Raw genomic sequence first — 15,431 nt, forward strand, 5'->3', positions numbered from 1 at the left:
CGTTCGCTTGAAGGCACGGATGCCGGCTGGTAGACCCGTGGCATGGACCTGGACGAGTGGAGCCACGTGGTGCGGCAGGTCGGCCCGTCGCGGTTCAAGGCCATCGCGGTGGCCTTCCTCCAGGAACAATTCTCTCGCCCTGTCGACTACAAGGACGGAACAGGGGATTCAGGCGTCGACGCGTGGGTCGTGCTCTCGCAAGAGCCGCTGGTTCGTCGGGCCGTGCAGATGCACGCGGGTGAGGCGGACTGGGCGACGAAGCTCGAAGAGGACGTTCAGAAGCTCGTCGCGCTGCGCGGGAAGGTGGCCCCGGAGCGGCTGCCAGATACCAAGAATCTCTACTTCGTGTGTGCGCACTCCCCCTCGGCCCTGAAGTTCGAGCGGCTCGCGGAGGACATGAGGACCCAGCACGACGTCGTGGTGCGGCTGTTCGATGCGCGCTCGATCGCCGCGCAGGCCCTGATGAAGGGCCGGGTGTTCGAGCTGCTCGCGAGGGAGCTGCCCGGGTGGAGCGCGGCGCGGGGCCGGAAGCTCGATATCCGCGACGAGACGTTGCTCGCGTTCTCGCTCTTCCAGGAGGCACCCCGCAAGTTTCGATGGGCCGTCGGGAAGGCCTCAGTCGCGTCTGTGCTCGAGCAAGACGGTGGACGGTGCGCGGAGGCTAGCTTGGTCACCAAGGCCGGCCGAGTCCTGGGTCTCGGGGACGCGTCGACGCTCGTCCTACGATCGCTCCGAAACCTCGAGAAGGAGCGGCTCGTCACCCGTGAGGACGAGAGCGTCGTCGCGACGGAGGCTCTCACCGAGCGAACCCGAGCGACGCTCGCGCTCGCGGAGGAGGATCGCGGCAAGCTCGTGCGCGAATGTGCGGACGCGCTGGAGCCGGCTTTTCCAAAGGGCACCCACGGGCGGCGGAATCGGGCCAACGTGCTCGCAGAGAGCGTGGCCATGGAGCTCGGGGCGCTCGTGCGGGCGTCGGCGATCGGCGCCGTGGCGACCGCTGTCGGGGCTGCCGCGGGGGAGAGCGAGAGTCGAGCGGCGAGGCTCCGCGATCTGCTCGATGGCGAGCTCGACGTGACGCATGTCGAGGCGACGCTCGCCAAGCTCATCGATCTCGCGGCCGCGGCGCCGTTCGCGCGTCGCCTGGCCGAGGCCGAGCTCTTCCTTCAGCTCACGAACGTCGAGGCGGCCGAGCTCGCTCAGGTGCTTGGCGCCGAGAAGCTCCGCGTCTGGCTCGATGCCTCCATCGCGATGCCCGTGCTGTGCGCCGAGTACGACCGCGTCGCGCCGCGGTGGCCGACCTCTGTGGCTGCGGGCGCCCTCTACGGCGCGCTCTCCTCGCGCGGAGCCGAGATCGTGGTGCCGAACGTCTACCTCGAGGAGATCGGCGTGCACCTCCGCAAGGCAAACGACTATGCCGAAGCGATCGGCATGGCCCCCGCCCTGGCGAGGTCGAAGAACTACTTCGTGGCGCACTTCTGCTCGACACGCGCGGAGGGCGACGCGTCGCCCGAGGCGTTCCGGGCCTTCGTCGCTTCGCTCGGCGGAGCCCCGAGCGCGAGGCTCGACGAACGAGAACAGCAGGCGATGATCGAGCAGGCGCTTGGCAAGGTGCTGCGCCGGTATGGAATCCACGTGGCGGTCGTCGAGGATCGCGGCGCCGACGCACCGCTCGCCGAGGAGCCCCCGCGACCCGAGATCGTGCTGCGCCACGATCGCGCGGTGGTTCGCGCCCTCTCCAACCAGGCACAGGGCACGGTGCTGTGCACGGCCGACACCTGGCTCCAGAGCGCCTGCGCCGATCGGCAAATCGTCGCGCTCGACAGCGCGGCACTCGCAGACCTCGTGGAGCTCGCGCGTCCTGCCGCGGAGCGCCGCTCGCTCGTGTCACCGGTCACCCTCGCTTCGATATTCGGCGACGATCCACGCGACGCAGCGGCCGCCGTCTGGGACGCGGTGGTCGCCGTCGAACGCAACAAGCTGGACCGCGAACACGTAACCATGGCGAAGCGGTTCCTCGACGACTGGATCGCGCGGGGACGTCTCAACCAAGAGTCTCCCGAGGAGGCGTGGCGAGCCTTTCGCGAGCGCGAGCCCGTGGAAGGCGCGACGCATCCGAGCACGTGACCTCCGTGTGCCGCCACTCCAAACAGTGGCGCAGGACACGGAGGCTCCCGCGACGTTCAAGCGGGCAAATCGAGCCCCTGTAGCCGGCCGAGTGTCCGGGGACGCAACGCGGACGTTCCGGCCGGCCCGGCCAGAGAGTCCACCGACTCAGGCTTCTGCACATTCAACGCGGCATGGTCGTTGCTAGCAAGACCGTGTGTCGTCTGGAACCGGATGCGCCCCCAGCTGCCCGCCTTGCACGTGGACGCCTTCCTGCGCGCCACGCGGAGCTCGGACGCGACAGCGACAGCGACGGTGTCGCTATCGCGGCCATCCGCCGTTTGCCTGCAAACCACCGAACGGCCGCACCACACGGCCGTCAGGCCGTTCTCGCGGCGGCAGCATGAGCGCGATTGCAGGCACTGGCGCGGCGCTTGCTGTACCCTGCCGGCTACGACCCATGACCCTTGCCACCTTCGCCGGCCGCAAGCGCGCGCTCCGCGCCCTCGACGCAAACCGCCTTCGCGATCTTGTAGAAGCCGCGGGGCTAACAGTTGCCGACCGTCGTGCCAGAGATGGCCTCATTCAGGCGCTCGCCGACGCCCGTCGTCTCGACTTCTCGACAGTGATCGGGCGGCTGACGCGGGACGAGCTGAAGGCCATGTGCCGCGCGCTGGGCCTCCCCGAGGACGGACGCGAGAAGGCCCCGATCATCGCTCGCCTGATGGGGCCGGGCCGCCTCGGACGGCGACACCGAAGAGGATCCCGATGCAGCGGCTTCGGCGACGCCTTGGCGCACGCAGGTACTTGAGCTTCTCAAGCACGCCGAACTTGCGGATGTCGCCGACAAGCTCGAACTGGCTGGCGATCGACGCTCTTTCGCGAGCCTTCGGCGTGCTGTAGACCAAGCTCGCACTCCGCTCGCCGTGGTCCTCGAAGACCTGCCCAGACTTCGGCTCAAGGAGGTGTGTCGCGTGCTCGGTCTCGACGATGGTGGCAAAGAGAAGGCGGAGCTCGTCGAGCGAATCGCGACCGAAACCTCTAGCTACGATGATGACGACGATGACGACCTCGAGTCTACCGGCCCCTCAGATGCTAGCCAGGGCAATGACCTAAGCAAGCTCCAGGCATACCTAAACACGAAGACAGAGACTTCACTTGACGAGTGCCTTGCCTTTCTCAACGTACCGGCCGGCCTAAGAACACAAAGAACCTTCTATCGACTTAGCAAATTCTTGACCACGCGGGATGGACACGGAGCAGACGGTGGGATCCGGTGCGCCGGGCGACCGAGAGGTGCTACACGCGGCACAAGGCCGCTCGCATTCCAATCGACGACATCTCCGCCTTGGAGGGCGGTGGGCTTCAACTGACGACCAAAGAGGTCAATGAGCTTGCGGACTCGTCACAGGCTGACAACACCTTCGATCTGAGCAATCTGGCTGTGTATACAGTCGACAAGAACGAAGTGTCACTGGACGAATGTTGCAATTTGCTCGGCATCGCTACCAATCGAAGAACCCAGGCAATCCTAGTCCGACTCGGCAAGTTCTTGATCCAATCCGGATGGAGGCGGAGCACGCGCTGGGATCCGGTGCGCCGGAAGACCGATCGGTGCTACAAGCGCGCGATCGCCTCCCCCACTTCACCGGAATATACTTCGGTCGGTCCGGAGGTACTCGCCGAGCTACTCGCCTCTCGGCTCATCGTGGACGACGTCCACCGATATTGGCCAGCAAGATGCTCGCTCCGTGTCGGTGGCCAAGAGCTCGTCGCCGACCTTCATGTTCGCGTGATCGGCGACACCGGTCGCAATCCGCTCGAACGCCGGTTTCAGAACCCCGTGGCAGACGGAGTGATCTCGCCGACCCCCGGGCGACCTTGCCTGCTCCTCGGGGTCTGGGTGGAACAGGGCATGCGTCGCGCGGTCATCGTTGCGTTCGACGCGTACCGTCGCGTGGATCGCACAACGCGCTTCTCCCTCTTCATGCCGCTCAGCCTGCTCGAGGAGGCCGCCGACATCGGGTTCGTGAGCCACGTCAGCGGGAGCGGGGAGACGATATACGCCTTCCGTCCGGAATCCATCGCGCGTTACCTGGACGCCTTCTCTCACGATGCAAGTTGGGGACACCTTGATCCGGGAGTGTGGGCGCGACCAAAGCTACCGTCCGCCAGCGCGACGTTGCGCACCCTTGCTCCCCCGCAATCAACCGCGCTCGTCGAGATTCGTCCCAAGGCGGGCATGTTCGCAGCGTTTGCGCGCCTCAACTACAAGCCGTGGTTTGCTCTTGCGGAGTTCGTCGACAACGCCGTCCAGAGCTTTCTCGACCATCGCGAGCGATTCGTCGCCGCAGGGAGCACTGGACCTCTCATCGTGGACGTCAATCTCGACGAGGACGAGATCTCGGTCACTGACCGCGCTGCGGGCATACGTCTCGAAGACTTCCCACGGGCCTTCAGTCCCGCCACGCCCCCGTCCGATGCGAGCGGCCTGAGCGAGTTCGGATTGGGCATGAAGGCGGCCGCGTGCTGGTTCGCGAAAGAGTGGTCGGTTCGCACCTCACCGATCGACGAGGCGGTGGAGCGAACCATCTCGTTCGACGTGCCGAAGATCACGAGGGAGGGCCTCGACCATCTCCCCATCCAGACGCGCGAGAGCCGTGCTGACGACCATTTCACGGTCGTCACGATGCGGGACCTGCGGGTTCGCCCGCGCGGCTCGACCCTGGCGAAAGTCAAGGAGCACCTGGCGAGCATCTACGCCTCCTGATCGCCGATGGCACCGTGAGAATTCGCGTGACCACTTCAGGGAAGACCGAGGAGCTTGCCTACGTTCAGCCGAAGCTGCTCGTGGCTCCCTTCTACGCCCGTCCGCACGAGCCGCCCCGCGAGTGGCGACGCGAGATTGACGTCGAGCTCGGTTCACGCCGTGTGACCGGTTGGGCGGGCCTGATGGAGGCCGGAAAGCACTCTCGAGCAGGCTTCGGTTTTTCGACGCCGACGCCTGATCGAGGGAAGCGTCGGCGAGGCCTACCGCCCGCGGGCCGTCTTCGGCGCGCACAACAGCTTCGCCTCGCAGCGGCTCGTGGGAGAGCTCTACGTCGAAGGCTTCGACGTGACACACACAAAGGACGGTATCCAGTGGGGTGACGACGAACAAGACATCGCCTACGCAATACGCAATCTTCTCGACGAAGAGGAGATGCCTCTCCTCGATCAGGCCAACGGCTACCGAGCAAAGAAGAGCGCCTCAATGTTGCCCGTCGATTTTGGGAGAGAGGCCATCATCGCAGCTGCGGCCGCCACCGCGACACTCGAGATTTCGACGGAGATGCCCACAGACCGCACGCGTTCCTGTGTTCGAGGACGAACCGCCCGCGAGTGAGCTCAAGTCCGGGGAGACGGCGTTCCAGCAGCGGGCCTTCCGAATGACCGTGGACGGCGATCGGGAGTGGGACGTGCATCTCGAGCTCGTGCGGGACAAGGCTGCCGACTGGCTCGACGCACGGACCGTCGAGAAGGACGGCCAAGAACACCTGCAGATTCGCATCAATCTCGACCACGCCTTCAGCGAGGATCACCTGAACGACAACGAGCGCGCCCTCAACCCGGTCCTTCGCCTCGCGGTAGCCATGGCCATCGGGGAGTGGCAGGCGCGCATGCAGGGCGTGAAGAGCAGCGCAGCGGTTCGACGCAACGCGAACGAGCTCCTCAGAAAAGGTCTCTCGAGTGTTCCCATGGCGGACGCCCTAACGAGCGAGGACGAATGAGCGACGAAGAAGCACGCCCCGTGCAGGGCGCCAAAGGGGCGAAGATGAACTCGACCATCGGGCCGGCCACGCAGGGCCTCGGTGATCACCTTGTCGAGACGGGAAGTCTGGCCGGGCCCGAGGCCTTCCAGCGCGTCCGCGACGAGGCGCTGGAGATCGTGAAGCGGTGCAAACCGTTCACGACCGAGAAGGGGTCTCGCACGGGATTGGTCGTCGGGTACGTGCAGAGCGGCAAGACGATGTCGATGATGGCCGTGGCGTCTCTCGCGCGCGACAACGGGTGCCGCATCATCGTGCTGCTCGCCGGTGTCACGACGAACCTCCTCCGCCAGAACTCGAAGCGCTTTCGAGACACGCTGCGGGCGGCCGCGGGAGGAAAAGAGCATTGGCTCATCATCAACTCGGACGAGGGGAAGAGTCGGACGTCGGACGCCCAGGCTCTCAGGCAAGCGGTAGTCGAGTGGCGCGACAAGTCGTTTCCGCAAGAGGAACAGCGAACACTCTTCCTCTCCGTGCTGAAGAACCACGTCCATCTCGAGTGGCTGCGCGCGCTCTTGGCTAAGGAGAGCCTCTCCGACATCCCGACGCTCGTTCTGGACGATGAAGCCGATCAAGCTGGCCTCAACGTCGGCGGCGAGGACGACCCTTCACGCACCTACGTCCGCATTCAGCAGATCCGCGCGGCACTCCCCAATCACACGTACCTACAGTACACGGCAACACCACAGGCTCCGCTCCTCATCAGCATCGACGACATGCTCTCGCCCGAGTTCGCCGAACTGATCGAGCCCGGCGACGGCTACACGGGTGGCATGACGTTCTTCCCCGAGAAGAAGCGCCATCCGCACGTTCTGGACATCCCGGTGGACGATCAGTTCAAGCCTGGCAGCACCCCCGACGGCCCGCCTCCGTCGCTCATCCACGCGCTCGCCACGTTCTTCGTCGGTTGCGCCGTGGCGCGTGTTCGTGGGAAGCCGACGACGCGTTCGATGCTGATCCATCCGAGCGCGCGCAACGCGGACCATGCCCAGTTCATGCTCTGGGCTCAGCAGATCCAGAAGCGCTGGAGCGAGTCGCTGAGCCGCGAGGGGGACCCGGATCGCGAGGACACGCTCAGCGAGATAGAGGCGGGCTACACGGAGCTGAAGCGCACGGCCGACGATCTGCCCACCTTCGAGAGCTTGCTCCCGCAGCTCAGGCTCACCCTGTCGCGAACGCTGGCGAAGAAAGTGAACTCCGAGGACGGCAGCGAGGTCGACTGGAAGAACGCGGGCGATCACATTCTCGTCGGCGGCGAGAAGCTCAATCGTGGCTACACGGTGGAGGGCCTGACGGTAACCTACATGCCGCGCGACTCGGGCGGCTGGAACGCCGACACGATCCAGCAACGAGCTCGCTTTTTTGGGTACAAGGCGAGCTACATCTCGCTCTGTCGCATCTACCTGCACCCCGACGTGCACGCGGCCTACAGGAACTACGTGGTCCACGAGCGGGATGTTCGGCGTCAGCTGAGGGAGCATCGCGGGCGACCTCTTCGTGAGTGGCGGCGCGCGTTCTTCCTGGACGCCAAGATGCGCCCGACGCGAGCCAACGTACTCTCCGACCCACTCTTCCGCGTGAAGCGCGACAAACACTGGTTCGTCCAGCGCTACCCGCACGTCGACGACGAGGCCTTCGCGTTCAACGAGGATCTCATCGATGCCTTCCTCAAGACGCTGAAGCTGAAGGCCGACACGGCGGGAGAGTTCCCGCGGATTCCGAGTCGGGACGACCACGGTCGACGCGCTGCTTTCGTCGCTCCTCCTCGACTTCAAGACGCCTCGTGAGACCGCGCTCTGGTATGCCCACTTGGTGAGTCTCTCGGATGCGCGGACAGAAAATCCGGCAGAGAAGGTCCAGGTTGTCGTGATCGACAACGCGGGCAAGCCCCGAGAGCGGACCCCCGACAAGACGGGAGCGCTCACTCTTCATCAAGGTCGCTCATCAGCAGCCACTGGGGGGACCAAGGCCGACAAGGACCTGGTGGTGAAGGGCACGATCACTCTTCAGATTCATCGAGTCAACGTGCAAGACGGACCGGCGCGTGAGATTCGCGGGCTCGCCCTGTACGTGCCGCGCGAGCACGACGCAGTGGCGGGAGGGAACGGGGGTTGAGTAGCCTCGACGCGTTCCGGGCACTGTCCCTGCCGACGGGCGAGGGGTCGTTTCGGCTCGGGGATCCGGTGTGCGCTGGCTGTCGCCTCGCGGTGTCTCACGAGGGACACCTGGCGTTGTTGATCGACGTCGTTCGAACCGAGGCGTCGAATCCGCGACACTTCGAGAACCTGCGTTATGAGCCGCCGCGTGAGCTGGAGGTCATCGGTCGCGGCGGTCGCAGGCGCCAACCCCTCGCGGCCCTGGTCTGTCGAACCAAGGACGAGGGGCTGCAGTCGGCGTTTCTTCGCATCGCCGTCGCTCTCCTCGACACCAGCGCAGCGAAGCTCACCGAAGGAGAGCTGGAGACTCGCCTCGACGAGAACGTCAACCTCTTCCGCGCCCTCGGTCGACCTGCGAGCCAGACGATCCAGGGGCTCTGGTGCGAGCTTGCCGTCGTGCTGTGGAGCGCGGACGTTCGACTCGCTCTCGCAAGTTGGCACTCGAGCCCTCGCGCGCTCCACGACTTCGTTGCAGGCCCGGCAAGGCTCGAGGTGAAGAGCTGCGGAACGGGGATGCGCGAGCACGCCCTTCGACTCGAGCAGCTTCAGGAGGCCCCGGGGGGTCGCACCCTCCTGGCTTCGCTCGTCGTCGGAGAGTCCGATGACGGCGAGACCGTGGGCGATCTCTGCGACGCCGTTCTCGCGCGCGTGGACCACGACATCGAGCTCAAGCGGCGCCTCGAGACCATCGTGACGCAGAGCTTGGGAAGAGACTGGAGGGAGGCTGCGTCCCGGCGCTTCGCCCTCGAGGAGGCACGGCGTGAGCTCCGAATCTACGACGCCCGCCAGGTGCCCACCGTTCCGCAACCGCTCCCTGCCGAGGTGAAGCACGTCCACTTCGTAGTCGACCTCTCCACGACGACCGCGATGTCCTTCGGCACGGCTCGCGAGCTCGGCGGGTTCTTCGAGGGGATCCTTCCCGGCGACGAGTAGCTCCTCCACACGGGCACGAAACACGTCGCAAGGAGGCTCGACGCGCGCTACAGTTCCTGTACAAACGTCGAGGTCCTTCGGACCGCGAGGAGACCATGGGCAAGCCGAAGTTGATCAGCCTCTTCAGCGGCGCCGGCGGCCTGGACTACGGCCTCGAGGCGGCCGGCTTTCACACGGGTGCCTGCGTGGAGATCGACCACGACAGCTGCGAGACCCTGCGGGTCAGCCGTCCGAAGTGGAACGTGATCGAGCGGAGCATCTTCGACGTGCCGACCGAGGAGATGCTCGAGGCCGCCGGAGCGCGCGCAGGCGAGATCGATCTCGTCATCGGAGGCCCGCCGTGTCAGCCGTTCTCGAAGTCGGGGTATTGGGCTCGGGGCGATTCGGCGCGGCTCAACGATCCGCGCTCGAAGACGCTGGACGCGTACTTGCGCGTGCTCGAGGAAGCGAAGCCCCGGGCCTTTCTTCTTGAGAACGTCAAAGGGCTCGACTTCAAGGGCAAGGGCGAGGGGCTCGATCTGCTCACGGAGGGCCTCGAGGCCATCAACAAGCGAACGAAGAGCCTCTACAAGGTTCGGGCGCTTCCGGTGGACGCCGCGAGCTTCGGCGTTCCGCAGCACCGAGAGCGGCTGCTCCTGGTCGGCGCGCGAGACGGGAGAGACTTCGTGGTCCCCGAGGCTACTCACGGAGACGCGCACGCGGATCTCTTCACGACGCCGCAGGCCTACCACACCACATGGGATGTGCTGCGCGACGTCGAGCGAGACACCGAACATGACCTTGCGATGCGCGGTCAGTTCGCCGACCTCCTCGCCTCAATTCCCGAGGGACAGAATTACCTGTGGCACACGGCGCGGGGCCAAGAACGCGCGGTGCTCGCCGGTCTGAAGCCGGGCCGGGAGCTGTTCGGGTGGCGCCGGCACTATTGGACCTTCCTCCTGAAGCTCGCAAAGAATCGCCCTTCATGGACCGTGCAGGCCCAGCCGGGACCGGCCGCCGGTCCGTTCCACTGGGACAACAGGCGACTCAGCCCGCGCGAGATGTGTCGTCTCCAGACCATGCCGGACAACGTTCGCGTTCAGGGAAACCTCCTGTCGGCGCAACGTCAGATAGGCAACGCCGTCCCGTCCCTTCTGGGCGAAGTGATCGGACGGGCGATTCGCGCGCAGTTGCTCGGCTCCCCCGCACGCGGCCCCGTGAAGCTCATGCCGACGCGCAGCGACACTATCCCTCAGGCCAAGCCGCCGGAGGAAGTGCCGATGAAGTACCACCTGCGCGAGGGGGAAGCATACGGCCCACCCCGGCACAGGGCAGGGCGCGCCGCTGTCGCGCGGAGGCACGCGCCTCAGCCTGACGGTGCGCCGGACGCGCCGCGAACCACGGCAACGATCTCGTCGGTGATGCGGTCCACGTCCTTCAGGATATCCGACTCCCAGAAGCGCAGGACCCGCCAGCCGTCGCGGTCGAGCTGTGCCGTATTGGACATGTCACGCTCTACGTTGCGCGTGATCTTGGCCACCCAATACGGGGCGTTGTGCCCATCTTCGAGGCGGGCGATTCGCTGTTCGAAGTTCTTTCCGTGCCAGAAGTCGCCGTCGCAGAAGACGACGACCCGCGCCTTCGTGAAGACGAGATCGGGTCGCCCCGGGAGCCCGGAAAGGTCGACCCGATAGCGAAGGCCGCGCGCCCAGACCGCGCGACGGAGAACGAGCTCGCACTTGGTGTCCCGCTTCGCGCTCGAGCCACGCGCGGCCTTCGAGGCGCGCGACGACGCGGGCGTGAAGGGGGCGTAGCGGGGTACGGCGGGCATCGCGGGAGGGGCCTCAGGCCCGTGGGCGCATTCGGTAGTGAAGGCGCAACATGGTCATTCCCAAGAACCTCACGAGGTGGTCGCAGCGAAGCTCTCCGTCGTCGTCGCGGTACACGGTGAAGTGCTCGCGGAGCGACGTGAGGTGGCTCACCTTCAGGCGTCCCTCGTCGAGGTCGAGCACACGGTAAAAGCCGGCGTCGCCGAACGAGCGCCCGGCCGACGTGAGCGTGAAGCGGCCCGCTTCGTCGTGCCCAGGCGCGAGGATCACCGTCGCGTTCCCTCGGGGCAGCGGGAACACCACCTTCACGCAGCGCCCGCGCCGCCCCGGGATCTCCACGGTCGTGTAGAAGCCCGTGTACACCACGCGGCCCGAGTCCTTCACGCGCCGGTACCAGCCCGTGTGGACGATCTGGCCTCCTGCGTCCCGGAGTGGCCACACCTCGCTGGTCATGCCCCGGCTCATGTCGAGGCCGAACACTGGGAAATTAAGCTGGTTCATCGTGCGGCTCACCGTCGAGACGATGAGCCAGAGGAAGAGCCGCCCCGGAAAGGGGGACTCGCTCCACACGTCGAGATCGTAGCGGCTCGTGTGCTCGTAGAAGGCGCGCACCTCGGCGTCGGTCTGCGTCGGGTCGAACCCGTCGCTCGCGAGCACCTCGAACCGCGGCACGAGCCCGGCGTCCGCGGGCTCGCGGTCGATCGTGAGGCCCTCACGCTCGGCGACGAGCTCGTAGGGGCGCTCGCCGATCTCGCCGTCGGGGCCCGTGGGGCCGACGAGCCACGGCACGTCGCGCTTCGCCAGCGCCCGACCGAAGAGGCGCAGTCCCACGCGGATCAACGCCGCCCCGAGCGATCCGAGCGCGAGCTGGATCGACCAAGGGCGCGCCGCGCGAAGGGAGTCGTTCACCGCCGCGAGCCTACCTGAGTGTGCCCGGACAGCGGACCCTTCAGCGAGGCGCAGCCTCCCGAGCCTCTTGCCTCACGTGAGAGCACCCGAGCCCCTTCGCCCGCCCTTCGCCTGCGCCCGCACGGACTACCTCGCTCGGGGGCCGCGCTGCCGCCGCTCGATCGCCCGGACGTCCCGGAGATCCTGCGGCCGCGCCACCGCGCGCTTGTTCGCGAGGAGGTCTTCGACGCCGATGAAGGTCGCCTGTCCGCCGGGGAGGTCGACCGTCACCCGGCGGAGCCATGACTCTTCAAAGGTAACACCCGGGAGCTCCTGAAGCAGGTCCACGCGCGCGGGGGCGCGACCCAGCCACACGATCTCGTCGGATCGCGCGCAGCGCAGCTCGGCCACGAGGACCTCGGGCACTCCGAAGCGGAGGAGGGCGCCACACGCGCGCGCGATGTTCTCAGGTGCCGCGTCGAGCCACAGGTCGAGGTCCTTCGTCGATCGCGGGCGCGCGTGGAGCGACACGGCGTGCCCGCCCACGACCAGGAAGCGCACGCCGGCCGCCGTGAGCGCACAGAGAAGCTCGATCAAATCGGGGGGTAGGCTCATCGGGGTGGCTCAGGCTCCAGGCCGTCAGCGAGAGCTCGACGCACGCCTCGAACCGCGCGGCCGGGCCCGCGTCGTCCCAGAAGGCCTGGTCCGCCGCGTCGAGCTCGCGGTGGCTCCGCACGCGGCCCCCGGTCCAGCTCGGCTTGGTCCCGGACATACCGAGAGCGTACCACGGCCCCCGAGCCTGCAGGGTCATGCAGGCGCAAGAACGCTGCTTCTTAGTGCGATTGGCGTGGTCTACGGTCCACCCGCCCGGCCCGCTCGGCTTCGTCGGGAGCGGCGTGGTCTACCCCTCCGCGGGGTCGTCCGCCGCGGGCGCTGCCGGCGCGAGGCCGAGGCGAGGCGACGACGCGAGGAAGCGCTCCCGCTGATCGTCGGCGAGCAGCTCCGAAGCGGGGCGCCCGTGGATGGTGGTGCCTACGATCATGAGCGAGCGCTCGACCTTCTCGATCGGGTTCACGTTGTCTTGGATCACGGTCTCGAGGAGCGTGCGATCGAAGCCGTGCGTGGCGGCGAGCACGACGTGCAGCGTCGCGTCGTCGATGGGGAGCGCGCCCGACTTCGTGAGCGCGTCGAGGAGGTCGAACGCGCGGTTCTTCTCCTCCTTCTGCTGCTTCGCGGAGAGGCGAGACTCCTCGGGCTCCGAGAGCAGGCCCTTCTGCGCGGTGCGCGTCCAGCGATCGCCGGGGTGCAAGATCGTCGCGCGGAGCGCGCCGTCCTCGTCGAGCTCCTCGAACCTCTTGTCGAGCAGCGCGGGCAGCAAGGTGTAGTCGACCACGTCGCCGCCCGCGGTCGCGCCGCTCTCCGCGGCGAACCCCCGGGCGACCGCGGGAGCCGGCGGGGCCGGCGCGGCGGTGACCGGAGACGGCGCAGGCGCAGGCGGCGGCGCAGGCGGCCGCGCGGGCGCGGGTGCGGGCGGCATAGGGGCCGACATCCGCGCCATCATGGGCGCCGGGGCGCCCCTGGGGCGGAGGCGCGAAGCCGGCCATCATGGGCGGCGGCGGTCCACCGCGCGCCGCGCCAAGCGGCCCACCGAAGCCCGGGGGCGCGCCCGCAGGGCCCGCTGAAGGGTAGGCCATGGCCTGCGAGACCGGCGCCGAGGGGTAGACGGGGGTCGATCGGTTCAGCTCGGCGAGCCGGAGGGCCTCTCGCTCTTGCTCTTCCGCGATCTCGCGCTGCTTCGAGGCGTGGATCATCTGCAACATCTTCCCGACGTACTCGGCGACTCGCGCGAGCTTGTCGGCGGGCGGGGCCTCGGGCGGGCCGTCGTACGAGAGGAGATCGCTCGGAATTTGGTACTCGATGAAGAGACTCAAGAGCTCCTGTGTCAGCTTGATCTCTTTGGTCAGGCTGTCCGGCTCGAGCTTGAGGAGCTTCTCGAGCTGGGGCTTTATCTGGACCACGCACACGGCGAACAGCGTGCTCTCGAGCTGCATGCCGCGGAACGCCTTGGCGAAGCGCTGCTGCTCGGGCGAGAGGGACTCGATCGCGTCGCGGAACTCCTTCGGGGTGGGGAGCTGCTCGAGCATCAGCGGGATCTTCAACAGGTCCTTGTTCTGCAGGATGACCGCGTGGCGCGGCTCGAACACGTCCGCGGACGCGATGCGGCCGACCATCAAGATGAAGCTGCTGAACTGGCGCGCCCGGGCGACGAGCGACAGCGAGAGGCCCGACTGCCCCGAGAACTCGTGGGAGATCCACGCGTGCAGGAAGCGCTCGCCCAGGAACGACACCCGCGTGGAGGCGTCGAGGGCGAAGCTCATGGGGTGGCGGGCCGCGCTGCTCGCCACAGTGGTCGAGATAGGATCGGGCATCGCGCTCCCTCGCTCTGCCTCGACCGTGAGCACACCTTCGGGGTAGTGGTCGGGGCGTCGGATAGCGTACGAGAACGGCCGCGGGCGGTACTCCGGTTTCACCAGCTTCTGGTGATGAAACTGCATGTACGCGTTGAAGTCGTCGGGAGTCACCTCCTTGCCGATGGCCGCGATCAGCTGCTTTCGCAGCATGTCCTCGATGTGGTCGACGGCGAACGAGAACTGCTGGCACACCTCCCGCGCGTGGAGGAGCGTGACGAGCAGCCCGCCCTCGACGGCCGTGAGGATCGCGCCGTCGGACGGGAACGCGGCCGAGAGCGCCCGGCACTTCTCGGCCAACGAGCGGCGCTCCTCGGCGAGGAACGCGCTCCGGAACGTCGCGGGCAAGACGTCGCCCTCGCCCACTCGACGGCCTTCGTCCGGGCCGCCCTCGAAGAGCGGCAGGACAGGAACGAACACGTCGCGCGCGTGGATGGCCGAGAGATCGCGGCCGTGGTCCGGCTGGGCCGGGAAGAGGTCCCCTTGGAAATAGGCCAACACCCGCGCGCACCACCCGTGGAGCTCCTCGAGCGCGGCCAGCGCGGCCTCGACTTGCGGGTTGCGACGCGGCGTGTGGCAGGCCTTCGCCGTGCGATCGATCGCGAACGAGGGGCGCGACTCCGCGTCGAGGCGACCCAAGAGCCACGTGACGTTGACCTCCACGGGGGGGCGGACCACGCCGAGAGGGCGCGGCGTGGTCTTGGCGCCGGTCTTGAGCTCGACGCTCCCGATGCGGGCGAGCAGCGTCAGCGGCTTGTCGGGCTCGTTGCCCTGATAGGCCACGAGCGCATACGAGAAGTCGAAGCTCCAGAAGTAATCGGTGACCTTGGTGACGACCTTGCTCGTGATCTTGTCTTTGCCGAAGAAGCCGCGCGCCTCGGTCACGACCTCGGGCGAGTCGATCGTGCGGGTCTCTTCACGGAGGAAGCGGCAGTCCTCCTGGGCCTCGAGGCGGAGCGTGACCGAGCGGGTCTCCGCCCACTGTCGGAGCGTCACGCGCCCCTCCTCCGGGAGGCCCACGACCTCCAGGCACTGAAAGAGCGCGGCGATCGAGAGCTCGGTCACGCGCTCCGCGAGCAGGTATTTGTCGTCGTAGCCGTGCGGGACGTCCGCCGGGTACTGCGGGTTCCGGGTGTTGTCGAGGAGCGTGCGGATCCGCCCCAGCGCGGCGTCGATTTTGGCCCTGAACTGGTGCTCGTCGTAGCGCTCCATGATCCCGCTCCCTCTCGCCGCGTACGCGGCCGAGCGCCTACTCTATCGCCGCTC

The 15,431-nt window shown here is 67.2% G+C and carries 12 protein-coding genes and 1 pseudogene; 9 read left to right on the plus strand and 4 right to left on the minus strand.

The window, feature by feature from the left end; translation table 11 throughout:
* Positions 1 to 42 precede the first annotated feature (42 nt).
* The 9 genes and pseudogenes from IPQ09_22910 to IPQ09_22950 all read left to right on the plus strand — a co-directional run bounded on the left by IPQ09_22910 (position 43) and on the right by IPQ09_22950 (position 10,402).
* Complete coding sequence (locus tag IPQ09_22910; protein MBL0197026.1) at positions 43 to 2,124, plus strand: hypothetical protein; 2,082 nt, start codon at positions 43 to 45, stop codon at positions 2,122 to 2,124.
* 439 nt (positions 2,125 to 2,563) lie between these two features.
* Positions 2,564 to 2,914, plus strand: a complete 351-nt coding sequence (locus tag IPQ09_22915; GenBank protein MBL0197027.1) for a hypothetical protein — start codon at positions 2,564 to 2,566, stop codon at positions 2,912 to 2,914.
* A gap of 465 nt (positions 2,915 to 3,379) precedes the next feature.
* On the plus strand, positions 3,380 to 4,873 hold the full coding sequence (locus tag IPQ09_22920; protein ID MBL0197028.1) for an ATP-binding protein: 1,494 nt from the start codon (positions 3,380 to 3,382) through the stop codon (positions 4,871 to 4,873).
* 315 nt (positions 4,874 to 5,188) lie between these two features.
* A complete protein-coding gene (locus IPQ09_22925) occupies positions 5,189 to 5,488 on the plus strand; it encodes a hypothetical protein (GenBank protein MBL0197029.1) in 300 nt (99 codons plus the stop codon).
* Entirely contained in the window at positions 5,460 to 5,873 is a 414-nt protein-coding gene (locus IPQ09_22930; GenBank protein ID MBL0197030.1) for a hypothetical protein, read from the plus strand. Before IPQ09_22925 ends, IPQ09_22930 begins: the two co-directional genes overlap by 29 nt.
* Complete coding sequence (locus tag IPQ09_22935) at positions 5,870 to 7,699, plus strand: hypothetical protein (protein MBL0197031.1); 1,830 nt, start codon at positions 5,870 to 5,872, stop codon at positions 7,697 to 7,699. Before IPQ09_22930 ends, IPQ09_22935 begins: the two co-directional genes overlap by 4 nt.
* Positions 7,700 to 7,778: 79 nt before the next feature.
* A complete protein-coding gene (locus tag IPQ09_22940) occupies positions 7,779 to 8,027 on the plus strand; it encodes a hypothetical protein (GenBank protein MBL0197032.1) in 249 nt (82 codons plus the stop codon).
* A complete protein-coding gene (locus IPQ09_22945) occupies positions 8,024 to 9,001 on the plus strand; it encodes a PD-(D/E)XK motif protein (protein ID MBL0197033.1) in 978 nt (325 codons plus the stop codon). Before IPQ09_22940 ends, IPQ09_22945 begins: the two co-directional genes overlap by 4 nt.
* A gap of 95 nt (positions 9,002 to 9,096) precedes the next feature.
* A pseudogene (locus tag IPQ09_22950) lies at positions 9,097 to 10,402 on the plus strand (DNA cytosine methyltransferase).
* Here IPQ09_22950 and IPQ09_22955 read toward each other — a convergent pair.
* The 4 genes from IPQ09_22955 to IPQ09_22970 form a co-directional block, all read right to left on the minus strand.
* Positions 10,347 to 10,811 (minus strand): very short patch repair endonuclease, encoded by a 465-nt coding sequence (locus IPQ09_22955; protein MBL0197034.1) that lies wholly within the window; start codon positions 10,809 to 10,811, stop codon positions 10,347 to 10,349. The pseudogene IPQ09_22950 and the gene IPQ09_22955 sit on opposite strands and share 56 nt — an antisense overlap.
* A 13-nt stretch (positions 10,812 to 10,824) precedes the next feature.
* Positions 10,825 to 11,718 carry a hypothetical protein gene (locus IPQ09_22960; protein ID MBL0197035.1) on the minus strand — a complete coding sequence of 298 codons (894 nt, stop codon included), beginning with the start codon at positions 11,716 to 11,718 and terminating at the stop codon, positions 10,825 to 10,827.
* Positions 11,719 to 11,844: 126 nt separating this feature from the next.
* Positions 11,845 to 12,312 carry a hypothetical protein gene (locus IPQ09_22965; GenBank protein MBL0197036.1) on the minus strand — a complete coding sequence of 156 codons (468 nt, stop codon included), beginning with the start codon at positions 12,310 to 12,312 and terminating at the stop codon, positions 11,845 to 11,847.
* A 218-nt stretch (positions 12,313 to 12,530) separates the two neighbouring features.
* Complete coding sequence (locus IPQ09_22970; protein ID MBL0197037.1) at positions 12,531 to 15,377, minus strand: hypothetical protein; 2,847 nt, start codon at positions 15,375 to 15,377, stop codon at positions 12,531 to 12,533.
* Positions 15,378 to 15,431 lie beyond the last annotated feature (54 nt).

The organism is Myxococcales bacterium (assembly GCA_016720545.1).
Taxonomy (GTDB): Bacteria; Myxococcota_A; Polyangia; order Polyangiales; family Polyangiaceae; genus JAAFHV01.

What these genes read in the sequence shown, in the direction of transcription:
- IPQ09_22915 (MBL0197027.1), top strand. Translation starts at nt 2,564, where the DNA reads ATGACCCTTGCCACCTTCGCCGGCCGCAAGCGCGCGCTCCGCGCCCTC.
- IPQ09_22910 (MBL0197026.1), top strand. Translation starts at nt 43, where the DNA reads ATGGACCTGGACGAGTGGAGCCACGTGGTGCGGCAGGTCGGCCCGTCG.
- IPQ09_22970 (MBL0197037.1), bottom strand. Translation starts at nt 15,377, where the DNA reads ATGGAGCGCTACGACGAGCACCAGTTCAGGGCCAAAATCGACGCCGCG.
- IPQ09_22965 (MBL0197036.1), bottom strand. Translation starts at nt 12,312, where the DNA reads ATGAGCCTACCCCCCGATTTGATCGAGCTTCTCTGTGCGCTCACGGCG.
- IPQ09_22955 (MBL0197034.1), bottom strand. Translation starts at nt 10,811, where the DNA reads ATGCCCGCCGTACCCCGCTACGCCCCCTTCACGCCCGCGTCGTCGCGC.
- IPQ09_22935 (MBL0197031.1), top strand. Translation starts at nt 5,870, where the DNA reads ATGAGCGACGAAGAAGCACGCCCCGTGCAGGGCGCCAAAGGGGCGAAG.